Source organism: Streptomyces sp. DI166 (genome assembly GCF_900091315.1).
In the GTDB taxonomy this organism is placed as follows: Bacteria; Actinomycetota; Actinomycetes; order Streptomycetales; family Streptomycetaceae; genus Streptomyces; species Streptomyces fuscus.
Map to the genome: position 1 here is coordinate 39,347 of NZ_FLSP01000052.1, position 19,473 is coordinate 58,819.

Consider the following 19,473-nt stretch of genomic DNA (forward strand, 5'->3'; position numbering starts at 1 on the left):
GGTAAGGTGTTCGTATGACTACCGGGGTACGCCGCAGAATGGGGGTCGAGGAGCGACGGCAGCAGCTGATCGGTGTCGCTCTCGACCTCTTCAGCCGACGCTCGCCGGACGATGTCTCCATCGATGAGATAGCGTCCGCCGCGGGGATCTCCCGCCCGCTGGTCTACCACTACTTCCCGGGCAAACTCAGCCTGTACGAGGCCGCGTTGAAGCGTGCCTCGGACGATCTGGCGTCCCGGTTCGTGGAGCCGCACGAGGGCCCGCTGGGCGAGCGGCTGCTGCGGGTGATGGGGCGCTACTTCGACTTCGTCGACGACCACGGCCCCGGTTTCTCGGCCCTGATGCGCGGCGGCCCGGCGGTCGGCTCCTCCACCACGAACGCCCTCATCGACTCGGTACGCCAGGCCGCGTACGACCAGATCATGTCGCATCTGCGGGTCGAGAACCCGCCCGCGCGACTGGAGCTGGTCGTCCGCTCCTGGATCTCGCTCGCCGAGTCGACGGCCCTGATCTGGCTGGACGGCCGCCGCATCCCGCGCGCCGAGCTGGAGGTCCAGCTCGTCCAGGACTTCGCCGCCCTGGCCGCGGTGGCAGCGGCCCACGACACCGAACTGGCCACCCTCCTGAGCAACCTCCTCAAACAGGAACCGGGCGACGGCCCCTTCACCGACCTGGCGGCGCGGCTGCTGAGCCTGGCGTCCTCATGACCGGTACGACGACGTGGGGCCTGGTCGTCGAGACCACCGTGGGCAGCGCCGACCGCAAGCGCACCGAAGCCTCGGTGGTGGCGCACGTCGAGGGAACGCGGGAGGAGGCGCTCGCGGAGCTGGAGCGGCGGGCTCGGGCCCATCAGCCCGCCCACCCGCTGAGTCCCAAGCGGCGTCGCCTGCTCAGGGACCGTGACGGGTTCCTGCTCGTCGTCGACGGCGCGTGGAGCTCGTTCCTCACCCGGTTCACGGTCGCGGAGCTGCTGGAGGACTCCGCCGCGCCCGTCGTCGTCGAGGCACCGGCCGAACCGGAGCCCGTCACCGAGGAGGAGCCGCCCGCCGAAGCCCGCCCGGCGGCGGAGCGGCCGCCCGAGCTGGACGAGGACGGAGTGCCCGTCGTGCCGTCCTGGCTGGGCCGGCCGGACCTGGGCTGAGGTCTACTCGGTCTCGTACTTGGCGTACGACGGGTCCAGGTCGCGGATTTCGGCGGAGGCGTGGAGACGGCGGCCGTCGGGCGGCGTGATGTGCTTGCGGAGCAGGTCCAGGACCGCCTCCGTGAGCCGGGACTTCGTCTCGTCCGTGCGGCCCGCCAGCAGGGCGATGTGGACGTGGATCAGGGCGTGGCCCTCGGGCTCCTGGCCCACCACGGTGGTCTCGGTGCGGCGGAAGCGGGTCTTGCAGGCGGGCTGTTTCGCCGCCGCGATCTCGACGACCGCCGTGTGCAGGTCACGGGCGAAGGCGGGGCGGTCGAAGGACTCCGCCAGGTCCTCGGAGTAGTCGACGGTGATCTGCGGCATGAGCGTGAGCCCTCCTGTTCGAGGTCAGGAGGGCTCACACTAGCCGCAGTGGTTCAGGGCATCAGCCGGTGGTGGTGAACACCGCCACCGTCCGCGCCGGAACCGTGAAGGTGCCGGTGCCCTTGGCGTAGGACGAGGTCTTCACGACCGCGTCCCCGCCCGCCGCCTGCACCGGGTGCAGGCCGTAGCCCGTCCCGGCGAGCGCGGCCACGCGCTGCTCCTGCTCCTCGGGCGTGGCGTTGAAGACGACGACCAGGTCGCCGAGCTTCATGGTGATCACGCCGGGCGTCTCGTCCGCGCCGGACAGCGGGAAGGACAGCTCGGACTGCACCTGCCCGGTGGTGGAGAGGGAGAAGGCCTTCTCCGTCGAGCGGATCTTCAGCAGGTCCCGGTACGCTGCCGAGGCGCCGTCGATCTGCTCGCAGCCCACCTTCACCGCGCCGAGCAGCGGCTTGGCGTAGGACCACTTGGACTGGTTGTCCGCGGCGGGCGGCAGCCCGCGTCCCATGCCGTTGCCGTCCTGGCAGTTCCAGTGGATGGCGTTGAACCAGTCGCCGCTGTCGTAGGAGTTGCGGTCCAGCGACTTCGAGCGCAGCAGGTCGGTGCCGGCCTGGGAGAGCGCCGGGCCCTGCGAGAGGGTGGCGGTCGCCATGGCGAGGACCTGCATCCGGGCCCGGTCGTCGGCGCTCACCGTCGCGGGCAGCTTGAAGGCGAGGGCGTCGAACAGGGACTCGTTGTCGTGCGCGTCGGCGTAGGCGAGCGCGTCTCCGGGGGCGTCCGCGTAACCGGCGGGCTGGCCGTTGTAGTCGACCTCGGCGCCCTTGACCTCCTTGCCGCTGGTGTCGGTGAACCGGTAGTCCGCCAGGTTGCCGGACAGACCCACCTTGATCAGGTCCTGGTAGTGCAGCAGCCGCGCCTTCTGCTCGGCCTCGGTGCCGTTGTTCTTCGAGGAGTTGGGCTCGGTGTACAGGCCCGACGCGAAGCCCTGGATGCCCGGGTCCTCGTCGAAGGGGCCGCCGCCGCGCACCGCGTCACGGGCCCGGTCGGAGAAGGTCGCGATGCCCGTTCCGGCCATGTTCTTCTGGGTGGCCTGCTCGAAGCGGGCGTCGTCGGCGACCTCGCCGAAGTTCCAGCCCTCGCCGTACAGGATGATCTTCTTGCCGTCGACGCCGTCCTTCTTCAGGGTCAGCTCGTCGAGGGCCTTGCGGACGGCGAGGATGTTCTCCTTCGGGTGGTGGCCCATCAGGTCGAAGCGGAAGCCGTCGACCTTGTACTCCTTGGCCCAGGTGACGATGGAGTCCACGACGAGCTTGCCCATCATGGCGTTCTCGGTGGCCGTGTTGGCGCAGCAGGTGCTGTTGGCGACCGAGCCGTCGGCCAGGAGCCGCTGGTAGTAGCCGGGCACGATCCGGTCCAGGACGCTGGTCGACGCCTGGCCGCTGGCCGCCGTGTGGTTGTAGACGACGTCCATCACGACCCTGAGGCCGTCCTCGTTGAGCGCCTTGACCATCTTGCGGAACTCGACGTTACGGGTGGTGCCGTCCGGGTTCGTCGCGTAGGAGCCCTCGGGGACCGTGTAGTGGTACGGGTCGTAGCCCCAGTTGTAGGCGTCCTTCGCGGCGGACTTCGCCACGCACGCCTGCTGCTCCTCGGAGTCGGCCGGGTAGGAGGCCAGGTCGCAGTCGGGCGACTGCTGGTCGGACTTCTTCTCGGGGATGGTGGCGATGTCGAAGGCGGGCAGCAGGTGGACGTAGGAGGTGCCCGCCTCGGCCAGCCTGCGCAGGTGCTTGGAGCCGTCGCTGAGCTTGTCGGTGAAGGCCAGGTAGGTGCCCCGGTGGTCCGCGGTGCGGTCCTCGACCGAGAAGTCACGCACGTGCAGTTCCTGGATCTGCGCGTCCTTCAGCGGGACGGCCTTCGGCTTGGTGTACGTCGTCCAGCCGGCCGGCTTGAGCGACTTGTCGCCGAGGTCCACGAGCAGGCTGCGCGCCGAGTCGGTGGTCAGGGCGACGGAGTAGGGGTCGGTGACCTTGTTGGTGACAACCTTGCGGACGCTGGGCGCCCACACCTTCACGACGTACCGGTACGGCTTGTTCTTCCAGGACGCCGGGCCGGTCACGGACCAGACACCGGTGGTGTCGTTGCGCCGCATGGCGACGGTGGAGCCGCCGATCTCCAGCTTGACCTGCTGCGCGGTGGGCGCCCACACCGACAGGGTGGGCTTCCCCTTGGAGAACACCGGCCCGAGGTCGGCCTTGGTGGCGTTGTACAGGTCGTCCAGGACACCGGCGATCTGCACCCCGGTGGCGGTCAGCACGGCGCCGTTGGCGGCGCGCTGGGAGGCGACGACCTGGCCGCGCAGCGCCTCACGGACCCGGTCGCGGTCGCGGGGGTCGACGGAGTAGGCGGTGTACGACTTCAGGTGCGGGAACTTCGCCTTCTGGGCGTCGGTCAGCGTGGCCTTGTTCAGCCGGAGCCAGCGCTGGTCGGCACCGGTGAGGGCGCCGTCCTCGGCGGCGATGGAGCCGGTGCGGGAGTACACGAGCTGTGTGGAGGCGGCGGCCTCCGAGCCGTTCCAGGCGACGGTGTTCCGGTCGATCCAGACCGCCTTGGCGGTGGTCAGGTCGAGGGCGGCGGCGCTGCCCGCGGGCTGCGGCAGCAGGTACTTCTCCTGGCCGCTGAGCAGCCACACCTCGTGGCCGTTGGCCTTGAGGTCCAGCGACTGGTCGGAGGGCAGGTCCTTCTCGTCGCCCTTGTGGAGGATGTAGCTGAGGCTGCTCGCGTCCTCGGCGAGCGGCACCTCGAAGACGGCGCCGAAGGCGTCGGTGCGCACCGGCTTGAGCGGGTTCGACCACTCGGTGGGGTTCGCGGCGCCCGTCCAGGTGTGCAGGCCCCAGCCGTCGTAGTCGCCGTCGGCGCGGTGGTAGTGCAGGACGGCCTTGGTCTTGTCCTGGGCCGGGTACTCCGGCCGCTCGGTCAGGGCGTCCTCCTTGCCCTGCTCGATCCAGATCTCACCGCTCTTGGTGACGTCGATCGTGCGGTCGGCGGAGACGTCCTTGTTGCCGTCCTTGTCGATGACCAGGTAGCCGACGCTGGACGCGCCCGGCTTGAGCTTGACGTAGGCGAAGGCGCCGTAGGCGTCCCGGCCGATGAAGGGGTGGCTCTTGGGCCACTCGGTGGCCTCGCCGTCGGCGATGTCGCCCCAGGTGTACAGGCCCCAGTCGTCGTAGTCGCCGTCCGCGCGCTTGTAGTGGACGACCGCGTAGTCCCGGGAGGAGGCGGTGGGCTTCTCCTCGGCGGGCGGGGTGCCCGTGGTGGAGGCGGCGGTGGCGCTCGCGGTGCGGCCGAGGGAGTCGATCACCACGGCCTTGTAGCGCAGGGCGGTGCCGGAGGGCACGTCCTCGCCGATGACCTGCGTGACCTTGTACGGGGCGTGGTCGACGGAACCGAGGGTGCGCCACTTGCCGTTGCCGACCTGGGCGGCGAACACGACCCGGTTGAGCTGGCCGCCGTCCACGTCGGCGCCGATCTCCACGGTGCCGGTGGCACCGGCGGCCGGGGCCTTGACGGTGACCTTCGGCTTGGCGGCGGGGTTGCCGAGGCGGGCGTCCGCCTTCAGCACGATCGCGGAGCGGGCCGGGACCGTGACGGTGATCTTCTTGTCGGCGTCGGAGGTCACCGAGGCGTCGGTGCCGTAGATGCCCTTGAAGCCCGTCCGGGCCGAACCGGTCGCGAAGGTCGCCGACTTCGCGTCGTCGGCGTTGTTGAAGGCGACGACGTACTCGGTGCGGTTGGTGGCGAAGCGGGAGAAGGCGTAGACGCCGGCGCCGTCGGCCGCGTAGCGCTCGGTCTGCACGCCGTCGGCCAGCGCCGGGTGGGCCTTGCGCAGTTCGGCGAGGGCGCTGATCTGGCGGTACAGCGGGGCCTTGGTGTCGTAGGCGTCGACGGCGTGGGTGCGGTCGGTGCCGATCTGGTCGTCGTCGAGGTAGTCGGCGGTCTTCGAGGCGAACAGCGTCTGGCGGGCGTCCTTGTCGCCGCCGGAGCCGGTGAAGCCCTGCTCGTCGCCGTAGTAGACCACCGGGTTGCCGCGGCTGAGGAACATCAGCTCGTTGGCGAGCTTCGCCTTCTTCAGCAGTTCGGCGTCGGTCGCGTCCTTGGCGTCCTGCTTCAGGAAGAACCCGATGCGGCCCATGTCGTGGTTGCCGAGGAAGGTGACCTGCTCGTACGCGTTGGCCTTGTCGGTGGAGTACTTGTAGTCGTCGCCGAAGACCGAGGCCAGCTTCTGCGCGCTGCCGCCCTGGGAGGCGTACTGGCGGGCCGCTTCCTGGAACGGGAAGTCGAGCGTGGCGTCGAGGCGGCCCTGGGTGACGTACGGGGAGGTGATGTTCGTGTCGGCGGAGTACACCTCACCGAACATGAAGAAGTCGTCCCGGCCCTGCTTCGCCGCGTAGGCGTCGAGGGCGGTGGCCCACTGGGTCCAGAACTCCATGTTGACGTGCTTGACGGTGTCGATGCGGAAACCGTCGATCCGGAAGTCCCTGACCCACCGCTGGTAGATCTTCTCCATGCCGCTGACCACCTCGGGACGCTCGGTCCACAGGTCGTCGAGGCCGGAGAAGTCGCCGTGCTCGGAGCTCTCCCCGGCGAAGGTGGAGTCGCCCCGGTTGTGGTACATCGTCGGGTCGTTGAGCCACGACGGGACCTTGGCGTTCTTCGCCGCCTTGGGGGTGCGGGCGAAGGAGTCGTTGTCGACGGACGGGAAGCGGCGCTTTCCGTCGGCGTAGTCGGCGTCGTCGAAGGGCTGCCCGTCCTTGGTCAGGTACGGGAAGGCTCCCTGGGAGAGGTAGTCGTAGGACTTCTCCTCGTAGTCGACGACATCGGCGGTGTGGTTGGTGATGACGTCGAAGTAGACCTTCATGCCCTTGGCGTGCGCCTTGGCGATGAGGTCCTTCAGGTCCTGGTTCGTCCCGAAGTGCGGGTCGACCTGGGTGAAGTCGGTGATCCAGTACCCGTGGTAGCCGGCCGAGGCGTTCGCGCCGGTGCCCTGGACGGGACGGTTCTTGAAGATCGGCGCCATCCAGATGGAGGTGGTGCCGAGGCCCTTGATGTAGTCGAGCTTCTTGGTCAGGCCCTTGAGGTCGCCGCCCTGGTAGAAGCCCTTGTCGGTGGGGTCGAACCCGGTGCTGAGCCGGGACCCGGTCAGACCGCCCTTGTCGTTGCGGGTGTCGCCATTGGCGAAACGGTCCGGCAGGACGAAGTAGAACTGCTCACGGGTGACGTCGTGCCGGGCGGGCTCGGCGGCGAGCTTCGCGTCCGACGGTGGGGCGGGCGGGGTCTGGGCCCTGGCCGCCAGTGGCTGGACGAGCGCCGCGGCCAGCGCGGTCACGGTGACCGCGGCGACCCGTCCGGCCTGAGCTGTGCGACGCCTGGGCGGCGCCGACCATCTAGGTATCACTGACGTGAACTCCTTGCGATACGGCTCTGTTGGGTCCGACCCCGCGCGACCGTATCGCCGCCGTAAGCGTTACAGCAAGAGTCCTGAAATGATTGGTAAGAGCTTTCAGCTCCAAGTGCCGTTCACGGCTCAGCAGCTGGACTTGCCCGCGTAGATGGCGAGCGCGGTGTTGGCACCGAGAGTGGCCGAGAACTGACCGTTCGCGTTCACCGTGACGGTCGTGTTGTTCTGCACGTTGCAGTACGTCCCGGAGGGCAGCGATGTCTGGAAAGTGCGGTTCAGGCTGCCCGACTCGTGGTTGATGACGACGTAGCCCTTGTTGCCGCGCCCGAAGGCGATGGCGTCATTGCCGTTGTCCCACCAGTTGCTGACGGCCTGGCCGCGGGTGGCGTTGCGGAAGCCCACCATGCGGATGATCTCGGGCCACTTGTGCTGGCACTTCCACCCGTCCTGCCAGCAGGCATTGACCTGGCCGCCGTTGGGCGGGCCCGCGTCGATCGAGGACCACTCGTAGGCGGAGTTGATGTCCGGGGCGCCGTAGGGGTGGGCGAGCATGAAGACATGGGCCAGCGTGTAGTTGGCGCCGTCCTTGTAGTTGAGCGTGGAGCCGTTGCGCTCGGTGTCGTGGTTGTCGACGAAGACACCGGCGACGCCGCTGCTCATGTAGCCCCAGCCCTCGCCGTAGTTGCTCAGGTAGGCGAGCTTCTCGTTGTTGAAGACCCGCTTGAGGTCGTAGGCGTAGCGGAACTCCTGGACGTCGCCGTTGCCGGTGTACTCAGTGGGCTGGACAGCCTCCCCGCTGCCGTAGATGGCCTCCTGCTTCCAGTAGACGTTGGGGTTGGTCAGGCGAGACTTGATGTTGGCGAGGTCGGCGGCCGGGATGTGCTTGGCCGCGTCGATGCGGAAGCCGTCGACGCCGAGGGAGAGCAGGTCGTTCATGTACCCGGCGATGGCGCCGCGGACGTAGGACTCCCCGGTGTCGAGGTCGGCGAGGCCGACGAGTTCGCAGTTCTGCACGTGCCATCGGTCGCCGTAGTTGGTGATCTCCGACGTGCAGTTGTCGAAGTCGTAGGAGGAGTACAGTCCCGGGTAGTTGTACTTCGTGTACGAACTGCCGCCGGTGCCGGTGCCGTTGCCCGAGGACATGTGGTTGATGACGGTGTCGACGACGACCTTCACGCCCGCCGAGTGACACGTGTTGACCATGTTCCGGAAGGCGGTGCGGTCTCCCAGCCGTCCGGCGATCTTGTAGCTGACCGGCTGGTACGAGGTCCACCACTGCGAGCCCTGGACGTGCTCGGCGGGCGGGGAGACCTGGACGTAGCCGTAACCGGCGGGACCGAGGGTGTTGGTGCACTCCTTGGCGACGGAGGCGAAGTTCCACTCGAACATGACCGCGGTGACGTCCTTGGTGCCGGGCGGGGAGGCGTACGCGGCAGTGGGGGAAAGGACGCCGGCCGCCGTGGCGGCTAGCGCGGTCGCTGTGACGGACCATCTGGTTATCACGGTGGCTCCTTGTGGGGATCGCCGGGCGTCCCTGCCCGGCGTCCGCGGAACGTACCGCTAACGAAAGGTTTACAGCAAGAGAGTTGAAACTCATAGCAAGTTGTTTCAACTCTCTATTGACGTGCCCTTCTCAACTCCGCCACCCTGTTCTGCGCCCTGGTATACGAAGGGCCCGCCGAAGCGGGCCCCTCACAGGTGTGCGACCGGGTCAGGCGGTCGTCCACCAAACCGTGGTGTCGGCGGGCAGCTTGGCCTCGCCCTGGACCTCGGCCACCTCGCCGCTCGCCAGCAGCAGGCGGCCGTGGGCCGGCACGGTCACCGACTCGGAGGTGGTGTTCGCGACACAGACGAACTCACCGCGACGGAAGGCCAGTACACCCTCCGGCGCCTTCAGCCACTCCACCGAGTCACCGGCGCCCAGGTCCGGGTGCTCCCGGCGGGCGGCCAGGGCAGCACGGTACAGCTCCAGCGTCGAGCCCGGCGTGCCGGACTGCGCCTCCACGCTCAACTCGGCCCACTCCGGCGGCTGCGGCAGCCAGCTGCCCCCGCTGCCGAAGCCGTACGAGGAGCCCTCGCGGGTCCACGGGATCGGCACCCGGCAGCCGTCGCGGAAGCCGTCCTGGCCCGCGCCGCGGAAGAACGCCGGGTCCTGCCGGACCTCGTCGGGCAGGTCGACGACGTCCGGCAGGCCCAGCTCCTCGCCCTGGTAGACGTAGGCCGAACCGGGCAGCGCCAGCATCAGCAGGGTGGCCGCGCGGGCGCGGCGCAGGCCCAGTTCGCGGTCGCCCGCGGTGCGGATCTGGGTGCCGAGGCCGGGCGGGTTGGCGTACCGGGTGGCGTGCCGGGTCACATCGTGGTTGGACAGCACCCAGGTGGCCGGGGCGCCCACCGGGCGCATCGCCTCCAGGGTGCGGTCGATGACCTCGCGCAGCTCGGCCGCGTCCCACTCGGTGCCCAGGTACTGGAAGTTGAACGCCTGGTGCAGCTCGTCGGGGCGCACATAGCGCGCGGTGCGCTCGACGGTCGGCGTCCACGCCTCGGCGACGAAGATGCGCTCGCCGTCGTATTCGTCGAGGATCAGCCGCCAGTTGCGGTAGATGTCGTGCACGCCGTCCTGGTCGAAGAACGGCATGACATCGTTACCGAGCAGTTTCAGCTGGTCGTGGGAGCCGAGGTCGGGCAGACCCTCCGCCTTGACCATGCCGTGGGCGACGTCGATGCGGAAGCCGTCGACGCCCATGTCCAGCCAGAAGCGCAGGATCGAGCGGAACTCGTCGCTGACCGCCGGGTGTTCCCAGTTGAAGTCGGGCTGCTCGGGCGCGAAGAGGTGCAGGTACCACTCGCCGGGGGTGCCGTCCGGCTCGGTGACCCGGGTCCAGGCCGGGCCGCCGAAGATGGACTCCCAGTCGTTGGGCGGCAGTTCGCCGTTCTCGCCCTTGCCGGGGCGGAAGTGGTAGCGCTCCCGCAGGGGCGAACCGGGGCCCTCGCGCAGCGCCCGCTTGAACCACTCGTGCTGGTCGGAGGAGTGGTTGGGCACCAGGTCGACGATGACGCGCAGGCCCACCTCGTGGGCGTCGCGGATGAGCGCGTCGGCGTCCAGCAGATTGCCGAACATGGGGTCGACGGCACGGTAGTCGGCCACGTCGTAGCCGGCGTCGGCCTGCGGCGAGGCGTAGAAGGGGCTCAGCCACACGGCGTCCACGCCGAGGTCGCGCAGGTAGGGAAGTCGGGAGCGTACGCCTTCCAGGTCGCCCATGCCGTCGCCGTTGCTGTCGGCGAAACTGCGCGGATAGACCTGGTAGATCACCGCGTCCCGCCACCAGTCGCGGCGGTGGGCGACGGTGGCGACGGCGGAGGTCGTTGCCGGGTCGGCGGAGTGCTGGCTCATGGTGTCCTTGATGCGTGATCGGTTCGAGGTCATGGGGCTGCGGTGAAGCGACGGCTGTCGAGGCGGCCGCGGTGGCAGCGGGGTCGGATGGCCACCGCGGCCGCCTCGGGTTGGGGGGAAAGGGGGCGACTCCCCTTTGGGGAGGGGAGGAAGGGCAACGCTCCTCTGGGGGTGAGGAGGACTCCCCGGGGGCGCTCTGCCCCCGGCGGGGTCAGCCCTTCGTGCCACCCGCGGTCAGGCCCGTCACCAGGTTCTTCTGCACGAGGTAGAAGAACGCCGAGACCGGTATCGCGATCAGAACCGCCGTCGCGGCCATGTACTGCCGCTGCGCGTCGTGCTCGCTGACGAAGGTCTGCAGGGCGACGGCGAAGGTGTACTTCGTGTCCGACAGCATGAACGTCGAGGCGAAGGCGACTTCACCGAAGGCGGTGATGAAGCTGTAGAAGCCGGCGACCGCGAGTCCGGGCTTGGCGAGCGGCAGGATCAGCCGGACGAAGGTGCCGAAGGGGCTCAGTCCGTCGACCCGGCCGGCCTCGTCGATCTCGAACGGGATGGTGTCGAAGTAGCCCTTGAGCAGCCAGGCGCAGTACGGCACCGCGGTCGAGCAGTAGACCAGGATCAGACCGAGGTAGGTGTCGACCAGCTGGAGGTCCGACAGGATCTGGTACATCGGCACGATCAGGACGGCGATCGGGAACATCTGGGTGACCAGGAGCACCCACATGAACTTCTTGTAGCCCGGGAAGCGCATCCGGGAGACCGCGTACCCGGTGGTCGCGGCGATCATGACGCCGATGACCGTGGTGCCGAGCGAGACGATCAGCGTGCTCCACAGCCAGTCGAAGAAGTTGGTCTCCTGAAGGACGAAGGAGTAGTTCTCCAGCGTCATCTTCCCCCAGATGTCACCGGGGTGGAGATAGTCGTCCTTGTCCGGGCCGAGGGAGAGGAAGACCAGCCAGGCGATCGGGAAGAGCGCGGCCAGGCTCGCCACGATCAGGATGCCGTGCGAGACGGCGGAGGCGGCGCGGCTGCGTTCGCCGCGGCGGCGCACGGTACCCGGTGTGGGGGCCACGCGGATCTCCTTCTTCGGCTCGGCAGGGGTCTCAACGGTAGTGCTCATCAAAGCTCCTGCCTCAGATCGCGAGCTGCTGGTCATTGCGGTTCAGCCAGCGGCGGTAGAAGGAGGTGAAGACGATCAGGATGGCCAGCAGCAGCATGCCGTAGGCGGCGGACTGCGCGAAGTCGCGCGGCTGCTGTCCGAAGCCGAGGTAGTAGGCCCAGGTGACCAGGATCTGCGCGTCGGGGGCGGTGTCGCCGAACAGCAGGAAGATGATGGCGAACTGGTTGAAGGTCCAGATGATGCCGAGCAGGATCACCGTCGAGCTGACCGAGCGCAGGCCCGGCAGGGTGACGTAGCGGAACTGCTGCCACTTGCTCGCGCCGTCCATCTCGGCCGCCTCGTAGAGCGTGGAGTCGATGGACTGCAGGCCGCCGAGGAGCGAGAGCATCATGAACGGCACACCGCACCAGGTGTTGACCATGATCGCGGCGAACCGCTGCCAGAAGGTGTCCTCCAGCCACAGCGGGGTCGGCAGGTGCAGGAACTCCAGACCGGAGTTGATCACGCCGCCGTCGGCGAGCATGAACCGCCAGCCGAAGACGGTGACGAAGGTGGGCACGGCCCACGGCAGGATCAGGACGAGCCGGTAGAAGGTGCGGCCGCGCAGCTTCTGGTTGAGCAGCAGCGCGAGAGCCAGGCCGATCGTGTAGTGGAGGGTGACACAGGCCGCCGTCCAGAAGATCGTCCAGATGAAGTGGGACCAGAACCGCTCGTAGGAGGTCTCGCCCCACAGGATGTCGGCGTAGTTGTCGAAGCCGATGAACTTGTAGGTGGCCGCGATCTCGTTGACGCCGATCGTGCGGGCCGTGTTGAGGCTGTTGGCGTCCGTCAGCGTCAGATAGAAGCCGTAGGCCAGGGGGTAGAGCACGAGCACACCGAGCACGACGACCACCGGGGTGATCATCGCGTAGGCGTACCAGTGCTTCTGGTAGGAGTGCTTGAGGCGCTGGCCCAGCCCGGGCCGCGGCGCGCGGTCACCGCGGCGCTTGCCGGTGGCGCGGTCGATGGCGACTGTCATGGTTCTCGACACCTTCTGGAGATCAGGAGTTGGGCCAGGCCTTGCTCGTGGACCGCCGGGTCCCTCCCCCTCTGTCGAGACGGGACCCGGCGGTCACGGGCTGGTTACTTGCTGAAGTCCGGCACCAGCTTGGCGATGGCGGTCTCAGCGCTGCTCAGACCCTCGTCGAGGGACTTCTTGCCACCGGCGATGGCGAGCAGCTCGGTGTCCACCGGGCCCCACAGGGAGCTGTACTCCGGCAGCGCCGGGCGGGGCTGGGCGACGGTGAGGACGTCCTGGTAGCCCGCGATGCCCGGGTCGGCGACGACCTTGACGCTGTAGGCGTCGTCACGCGTGGGCAGCGTGGAGTTCTTCAGGGCGATGGTCTCCTGCGCCTTGGCGGAGGTCATGAAGTTGACGAACTTCAGGGCCGCCTGCTGGTGGGCGCTGTCGGAACCGGCGTAGACCGAGAGGTTGTGACCACCGGTCGGGGCGCCCTGGCCGGCCGATCCGGCCGGAACGCGGGCGATGCCGAGGTTCTCCTTGTTCTTGAACGCGGAGCCCTTGTAGAAGTTCGTGATCTCCCAGGGGCCCTGGATGATCGAGGCGACCTTGCCGTTGACGAACGCCTCCTGGATGTGGGCGTACGCGTCGGCGGTGGTGTCGGCCTTGTGCAGGCCCTTGCCGTCGAACAGGCCCAGCCAGGTGCCGTACGCCTTCTTGGCCTCGGCGGAGTTCACGGTGATCTTCTTGGCGGCGGCGTCGACGGTGTCGGTGCCCTCGCCGTGCAGGAAGGACTGGGCGTAGTAGGCCTGGGTGGAGCCCCAGTAGCCGTCGACGCCGGTCTTGCTCTTGATCTTGGCGGCGGCCTTCTTCAGGTCCTCCCAGGTCTTGGGGACCTGGACGCCGGCCTTCTCGAACAGTTCCTTGTTGTAGACGAAGGCCAGGGTGTCCGTGGTGAACGGAACGCCGTAGGTCTTGCCCTCGTACTTGGCCTGCTCGATCAGGTTGGACTTGAACTTGCTCTGGTCCGCGAGGGCCTCGGTGCCGTCCAGCGGCAGGAAGAAGCCCTTCTTGGCGAAGGCCGGGGTCCAGCCGACCTCGGAGCGCAGGATGTCAGGGGCACCCTTGGAACCGGCAGCGGTGTCGAACTTGTTCTGCGCCTGGTCGAAGGGGACGTTGACGTACTTGACCTTGATGTTCTTGTTGGCGGCCTCGAACTCCTTGACCAGGGCCTTGTACGTCGGCGCCTCGTTGGTCGCGTTGGAGGTGTCCCACCAAGTGATGGTGACCGGGCCGTCGGCCTTGTCGCCACTGTCGCCGTCTCCGCCGCAGGCCGTCGCCGCGAGGGCGAGGGACGCCACCAGCGCGGTGGCCGCTATGCCACGCCGCATGAGTTCTCCTTGAGGGTGAAAGCCCGTGTGATGCAGGAATCGGCCCCGTCTGCCGTTCCTGCTGTCTTGCCGACTGCGCCGTTGCGGCCGCCGGGCGACGTGAACGTAACAGCCATGTAAGCGCTGCGAAAGACCTTGCAGAAAAAAGTGCAAGGCATCACTGAAGTTACCTCTGCGTGACCTCCGGGCGATCCTCACGAGACCGTTGTTCTGCGGGGTTGAGCGGTGTTGGGTGGTGTTGTGCAAGACTTGCAAGCTCTTGCTATCCGTTTCATCGAGGGGACGCCATGTCGCAGCAAGGCGCTACGCGCCGGTCAACCGTCCGCACCCGGCGCCCGATTGGTGTGCAAGGCGGCATACGGCCGGTACAGTCCAGTGCCGTGACCACACGGCTTGCGGACATCGCTGCGCAGGCGGGGGTGAGCGAAGCGACCGTCAGCCGCGTCCTCAACGGGAAGCCGGGCGTCGCTGCCACCACCCGCCAATCGGTGCTGGCCGCCCTCGACGTCCTCGGCTACGAGCGGCCGGTACGGCTGCGCCAGCGCAGCGAGGGCCTCGTGGGCCTGATCACACCGGAGCTGGAGAACCCGATATTCCCCGCCCTCGCCCAGGTCATCGGCCAGGCGCTGACCAGGCAGGGCTACACGCCGGTGCTCGCCACCCAGACACCCGGCGGCTCCACCGAGGACGAGCTGACCGAGATGCTGGTGGACCGCGGGGTCGCGGGCATCATCTACGTCTCCGGGCTGCACGCGGACACCACCGCCGACATGCAGCGCTACGAGCGGCTGCGCGCCCAGGGCGTGCCCTTCGTCCTCGTCGACGGCTTCTCCCCGAAGGTGCAGGCGCCGTTCATCTCCCCCGACGACCGCGCGGCGATGACGCTGGCGGTGACGCATCTCGCCTCGCTCGGGCACACCCGGATCGGCCTGGCGCTCGGTCCCAAGCGGTTCGTGCCGGTGCAGCGGAAGATCGAGGGCTTCGTCCGCGCCATGCAGGACCAGTTCGGCCTGGCCCCGGAGGTCGTGGAGACCGAGCTGATCCAGCACTCGCTGTACTCCCTGGAGGGAGGCCAGGCGGCGGCCACGGCGCTCATCGACCGGAACTGCACCGCGGTGGTCTGCGCCAGCGACATGATGGCCCTGGGCGCGATACGGGCGGCCCGGCAGCGGGGGCTTGAGGTCCCCACGGACATCTCGGTGGTCGGTTTCGACGACTCCCCGCTGATCGCCTTCACCGACCCGCCGCTGACGACGATCCGCAAGCCGGTGCCGGCGATGGGACAGGCCGCGGTGCGCACGTTGCTGGAGGAGATCGGCGGGACTCCGGCGCCCCACAGCGAGTTCGTGTTCATGCCGGAACTGGTGGTGCGCGGTTCGACCGCTTCGGCCCCTGGTGACCAGAATCGTCCCTAGGACGGATGGACTCGCCGCCGGTACGGTACGCCTGGCGTAGGACGTGCGACCGGAACCGGACCAGGGGATGATCGGTGGGGGAAGGCGTTTCTGGCAAACTCTGTGCCTATGGGTGACACGACCGTGACCGAGGCGGAAGACCGCACACAGGCGGCCGTTCCTCAGCCCGTCACGGCATCGCGGGGGCCGGGTCTGCTGCACCGGATGCGCGCCCCCGGCGGCCCCGGCTGTGGTTCGAGATCCTGCTGATCGCGGTGAGTTACTGGACGTACTCCCTGATCCGCAACGCGGTCCCCGAGCAGCGGGCCGAGGCCCTGCGCAACGCCGACTGGATCTGGAAGGCGGAGCACACCCTGGGACTCGCCTTCGAGCGGTCCGTGAACCATGCCGTGGACTCGGTGACTTGGCTCATCGTCGGCATGAACTACTACTACGCCACCCTGCACTTCGTGGTGACGCTGGGTGTCCTGGTGTGGCTCTACCGTAGTCATCCCGGCCGCTACGCGGCGACCCGCACCGTGCTGTTCGCCACCACGGGTGTGGCCCTGCTCGGTTACTACCTGTACCCGCTCGCTCCCCCTCGGTTGATGACCGGCGGCGGCTTCATCGACACGGTTCTCGTGCACGAGACGTGGGGTTCCATGGCCTCGGGCGACCTGAAGGACATGTCGAACCAGTACGCCGCGATGCCGTCGATGCACATCGGGTGGTCCCTGTGGTGCGGGCTGACCATCTTCGCGCTGGCCTCCGTGCCGTGGGTGCGCGTCCTGGGGCTGCTGTATCCGGCGGCCACGCTCGTCGTCATCGTCGCCACCGCCAACCACTTCTGGCTGGACGCGGTGGGCGGGCTGCTGTGCCTGGCCTTCGGTTACGGGGTGGCGCGGGTGTGGTACGGGGCGTTGCCGTACGCCTTGCCGCAGGCGGTGCCCGAGGAGGCGGCGAGTCGGGGTTCGCGGCTGCTGAAGCGGCGGTAGGCGCGGCCTGTCAGCCGCTGTAGAACAGCTCCTCCACCACACTCCGTGCCCGGCGGGCCGTGCGGCGGTAGTCGTCCAGCATGTCGCCGGCGTGGCCCGGGCCGTAGCCGAGGTAGCGGCCCACCGCCGCCAGCTCGCGGGGTTCCGAGGGGAAGGTGTCGCCCGCCCGGCCCCGGACCAGCATGACCGCGTTGCGGACCCGGGTGGCCAGGACCCAGGCCTCGTCCAGGGTGGCCGCGTCCTCCGCGGAGATCAGGTCGGCGGCGGCTGCCGCGGCGAGCGCGGCCCGGGTGCGGGTGGTGCGCAGGCCCGGCTCGTGCGCCCCGTGCCGCAGCTGGAGGAGCTGGACCGTCCACTCGACGTCGGAGAGGCCGCCCGGGCCGAGCTTGGTGTGCAGCTTGGGGTCGGCGCCGCGCGGGAGGCGTTCGGACTCCATGCGCGCCTTCAGGCGCCGGATCTCGCGGACCGCCTCGTCGCCGAGCCCGGCGGCCGGGTAGCGCAGGGGGTCGACCAGCTCGACGAAGCGGCGGCCGAGGTCCTCGTCCCCGGCGACCGGCTCGGCCCGCAGCAGCGCCTGCGACTCCCATACCAGGGACCAGCGCCGGTAGTACGCCCCGTAGGACTTCAGCGTGCGCACCAGCGGGCCCGACTTGCCCTCCGGGCGCAGGTCGGCGTCGATCTCAAGCGGCGGGTCGGCGCTCGGGATCTGCAGCAGCCTGCGCATCTCGGCGACGACGCGGTTCGCCGCCTTGGCGGCCTCCTGCTCGTCCACGCCCTCGCGCGGTTCGTGCACGAACAGCACGTCCGCGTCGGAGCCGTAGCCCAGCTCGTGGCCGCCGAAACGGCCCATGCCGATCACCGCGAACCGGGTCGGCAGGGTGTCGCCCCAGCCCTCGCGGACCACCGCGCGCAGGGTGCCCGCCAGTGTCGCCGCGGTCAGGTCGGAAACGGCGTCGCCGACCAGGTCCACCAGTGCGCCCTGGTCGGCCTGGGCGGGCTGGGCCTCGGTGCCGTAGGAGCCGACGATGTCGGTGGCGGCCGTGCGGAACAGCTCGCGGCGGCGGACGCCGCGGGCCGCCGTGACCGCCTGGGCGGCGCCGTCGGCGCGGTTGACCGCGGCGAGGATCTCCTGCTCCAGGTGGGCGCGGGAGCGCGGTTCCAGTCCGCCGCCGTCGCCGTCGCCGAGCAGCGCGACCGCCTCGGGGGCGCGCATCAGCAGGTCGGGGGCGAGGCGTCCGGCGGACAGTACGCGGGCCAGGTTCTCGGCGGCCGCGCCCTCGTCCCGCAGCAGGCGGAGGTACCACGGGGTCTTGCCGAGGGCGTCGGAGACCTTGCGGAAGTTCAGCAGGCCCGCGTCCGGGTCGGCGGAGTCCGCGAACCAGCCGAGCAGGACGGGCAGGAGGGTGCGCTGGATCGCCGCCTTGCGGGTGACGCCGGAGGCCAGGGCCTCCAGGTGGCGCAGGGCCGCGGCGGGGTCGGCGTAGCCGAGGGCGACCAGGCGTTCGCGGGCCGCCTCGGTGCTCAGGCGGGCCTCGCCCGGGGCGAGCTGGGCCACCGCGTCGAGCAGGGGGCGGTAGAAGAGCTTCTCGTGCAGGCGGCGTACGACGCCGGAGTGGCGGCGCCATTCGCGGTTCAGGTCCGCCACCGGGTCGCTGCGCAGGCCCAGCGAGCGGGCGATGCGGCGCAGGTCGGCCTCGTCCTCGGGGACCAGGTGGGTGCGGCGCAGCCGGTACAGCTGGATGCGGTGCTCCATGGAGCGCAGGAAGCGGTAGGCGGCGTCCAGCTGGGCGGCGTCGTCGCGGCCTACGTAGCCGCCGGCGGCGAGGGCCTTGAGGGCGTCCAGGGTGGTGCCGCTGCGGAGGGAGGCGTCGGCTCGGCCGTGCACGAGTTGCAGTAGCTGTACGGCGAACTCGACGTCCCTCAGTCCTCCTGGGCCGAGCTTGAGCTGGCGGTCCAGTTCGGCGACGGGGATGTTTTCGACTACTCGGCGGCGCATCTTCTGTACGTCCGCCACGAAGTTGTCGCGTTCTGCGGCCTTCCAGACGAGGGGTTCGAGCGCTGCGACGTACTCCTCGCCCAGTTCGATGTCGCCTGCCACCGGGCGGGCCTTGAGCAGGGCCTGGAACTCCCAGGTCTTCGCCCAGCGCTGGTAGTAGGCGAGGTGGCTGGAGAGGGTGCGGACGAGGGGGCCGTTGCGGCCCTCGGGGCGGAGGTTGGCGTCGACCGGCCAGATGCTGCCCTCGACGGTCGTTTCGGAGCAGATCCGCATCATGTGGGAGGCAAGGCGGGTGGCCGCGCGCAGCGCCTTGGTCTCGTCGGCGCCGTCCAGCGCTTCGCCCACGAAGATCACGTCCACGTCGGAGACGTAGTTCAGCTCGTGGCCGCCGCACTTGCCCATCGCGATGACGGCGAGGCGGCAGAGGGCGGCGTCCTCGGGGGCGGCGGTGCGAGCGAGGGCGAGGGCGGCGCGGAGGGTGGCGGTGGCGAGGTCGGCGAGTTCGGCGGCGGACTCGGCGACGTCGGTGGTGCCGCAGACGTCCCTTGCCGCGATGGAGAGCAGGCAGCGGCGGTAGGCGACGCGGAGGCTGACGGGGTCGGTGGCCTCGGCGAGGCCGCGCTCGAACTCGGCCACGCCGGGGTGCAGGTCGCGGGGCTCGTAGGTGACGAGGGCGCGCCAGTCGTCGGCGTGGCGGGCGAGGTGTTCGGCGAGGGCGGCGGAGGCGCCGAGGACGCCGAGGAGGCGGTCGCGCAGGGGCTTGGCGGCTATGACCGTGTCGAGCAGCTCGCGGTGCGCGGTGTGGTCGGGCTGGGCCTCCAGGAGGCGGACCAGGCCGTGCAGGGCGAGATCGGGGTCGGCGGTTTCGCCCAGGGCTTCCAGGAGGACGGGGTCGTTGCGTACGGCGCTCAGTTCGGGGGCGTCGAGGAGGCGCTCGGCCGCGCTGGGGTCCGTGAAGCCGTGCCGGAGCAGTCGTGTGAAGGTGCTGCTTCTGCGCCCCGGCGCCGTCATTCCCGGCCCTCCTTGTCGTTCCGATCAAGGTCGTACTGGGGTCGAGCCTAACCGCTGCGCTGGGCTGGGGCCGAGTGCCTGCGGCGGCCTGCGCGGCTGGACGGGGGTGCGCGTAGCGCCTTCGGCGGGTGGGTGGGGCGGGGCCGCGCCGGGGGGTGTCCGTCCTCGGTCCGGCGGTTCCGTGGGTTCTGCCGTGCCCCCAACCGGACGCCGGCC

Annotated in this window: 11 protein-coding genes and 1 pseudogene; 4 read left to right on the plus strand and 8 right to left on the minus strand. The window is 69.5% G+C overall.

What is annotated here, in order from left to right:
• Positions 1-14: 14 nt before the first annotated feature.
• Together GA0115233_RS24025 and GA0115233_RS24030 are read left to right on the plus strand one after the other, a co-directional pair.
• Entirely contained in the window at positions 15-707 is a 693-nt protein-coding gene (locus GA0115233_RS24025; RefSeq protein WP_093722349.1) for a TetR/AcrR family transcriptional regulator, read from the plus strand.
• Positions 704-1,141, plus strand: a complete 438-nt coding sequence (locus GA0115233_RS24030; RefSeq protein ID WP_093722350.1) for a hypothetical protein — start codon at positions 704-706, stop codon at positions 1,139-1,141. The genes GA0115233_RS24025 and GA0115233_RS24030 overlap by 4 nt, the downstream gene beginning before the upstream one ends.
• Before the next feature lie 3 nt (positions 1,142-1,144).
• Here the strand turns inward: GA0115233_RS24030 and GA0115233_RS24035 are convergent, their stop codons facing one another.
• The 7 genes from GA0115233_RS24035 to GA0115233_RS24065 all read right to left on the minus strand — a co-directional run bounded on the left by GA0115233_RS24035 (position 1,145) and on the right by GA0115233_RS24065 (position 13,861).
• Positions 1,145-1,504, minus strand: a complete 360-nt coding sequence (locus tag GA0115233_RS24035) for a 5-carboxymethyl-2-hydroxymuconate Delta-isomerase (RefSeq protein ID WP_093722351.1) — start codon at positions 1,502-1,504, stop codon at positions 1,145-1,147.
• Between the two features lie 61 nt (positions 1,505-1,565).
• Positions 1,566-6,956, minus strand: a complete 5,391-nt coding sequence (gene pulA / locus GA0115233_RS24040) for a pullulanase-type alpha-1,6-glucosidase (RefSeq protein ID WP_093722352.1) — start codon at positions 6,954-6,956, stop codon at positions 1,566-1,568.
• A gap of 129 nt (positions 6,957-7,085) precedes the next feature.
• Positions 7,086-8,462 (minus strand): alpha-amylase, encoded by a 1,377-nt coding sequence (locus GA0115233_RS24045; RefSeq protein ID WP_176711921.1) that lies wholly within the window; start codon positions 8,460-8,462, stop codon positions 7,086-7,088.
• Positions 8,463-8,670: 208 nt separating this feature from the next.
• Positions 8,671-10,350, minus strand: coding sequence for a glycoside hydrolase family 13 protein (locus tag GA0115233_RS24050; protein ID WP_093722368.1), 1,680 nt, complete (start codon positions 10,348-10,350; stop codon positions 8,671-8,673).
• A gap of 211 nt (positions 10,351-10,561) precedes the next feature.
• Positions 10,562-11,470 carry a sugar ABC transporter permease gene (locus tag GA0115233_RS24055; protein WP_093722353.1) on the minus strand — a complete coding sequence of 303 codons (909 nt, stop codon included), beginning with the start codon at positions 11,468-11,470 and terminating at the stop codon, positions 10,562-10,564.
• Between the two features lie 13 nt (positions 11,471-11,483).
• Positions 11,484-12,488, minus strand: coding sequence for a carbohydrate ABC transporter permease (locus GA0115233_RS24060; RefSeq protein WP_093722354.1), 1,005 nt, complete (start codon positions 12,486-12,488; stop codon positions 11,484-11,486).
• Between the two features lie 104 nt (positions 12,489-12,592).
• Positions 12,593-13,861, minus strand: coding sequence for an extracellular solute-binding protein (locus tag GA0115233_RS24065; protein WP_093722355.1), 1,269 nt, complete (start codon positions 13,859-13,861; stop codon positions 12,593-12,595).
• Positions 13,862-14,241: 380 nt separating this feature from the next.
• Here GA0115233_RS24065 and GA0115233_RS24070 point away from each other — a divergent pair, with 380 nt between their 5' ends.
• Complete coding sequence (locus GA0115233_RS24070; protein WP_093722356.1) at positions 14,242-15,276, plus strand: LacI family DNA-binding transcriptional regulator; 1,035 nt, start codon at positions 14,242-14,244, stop codon at positions 15,274-15,276.
• A 108-nt stretch (positions 15,277-15,384) separates the two neighbouring features.
• Positions 15,385-16,250 (plus strand): annotated as a pseudogene (locus GA0115233_RS24075) (phosphatase PAP2 family protein).
• 10 nt (positions 16,251-16,260) lie between these two features.
• On the opposite strand, the gene GA0115233_RS24080 reads toward GA0115233_RS24075, so the two are convergent.
• Complete coding sequence (locus GA0115233_RS24080; RefSeq protein WP_093722357.1) at positions 16,261-19,257, minus strand: bifunctional [glutamine synthetase] adenylyltransferase/[glutamine synthetase]-adenylyl-L-tyrosine phosphorylase; 2,997 nt, start codon at positions 19,255-19,257, stop codon at positions 16,261-16,263.
• Positions 19,258-19,473 lie beyond the last annotated feature (216 nt).

Bases quoted from the DNA above. Each gene is read 5' to 3' on its own strand.
- GA0115233_RS24025 (WP_093722349.1), top strand. From the start codon at position 15: ATGACTACCGGGGTACGCCGCAGAATGGGGGTCGAGGAGCGACGGCAG.
- GA0115233_RS24030 (WP_093722350.1), top strand. From the start codon at position 704: ATGACCGGTACGACGACGTGGGGCCTGGTCGTCGAGACCACCGTGGGC.
- GA0115233_RS24035 (WP_093722351.1), bottom strand. From the start codon at position 1,504: ATGCCGCAGATCACCGTCGACTACTCCGAGGACCTGGCGGAGTCCTTC.
- GA0115233_RS24050 (WP_093722368.1), bottom strand. From the start codon at position 10,350: ATGAGCCAGCACTCCGCCGACCCGGCAACGACCTCCGCCGTCGCCACC.
- GA0115233_RS24055 (WP_093722353.1), bottom strand. From the start codon at position 11,470: ATGAGCACTACCGTTGAGACCCCTGCCGAGCCGAAGAAGGAGATCCGC.
- GA0115233_RS24060 (WP_093722354.1), bottom strand. From the start codon at position 12,488: ATGACAGTCGCCATCGACCGCGCCACCGGCAAGCGCCGCGGTGACCGC.
- GA0115233_RS24065 (WP_093722355.1), bottom strand. From the start codon at position 13,861: ATGCGGCGTGGCATAGCGGCCACCGCGCTGGTGGCGTCCCTCGCCCTC.
- GA0115233_RS24080 (WP_093722357.1), bottom strand. From the start codon at position 19,257: ATGACGGCGCCGGGGCGCAGAAGCAGCACCTTCACACGACTGCTCCGG.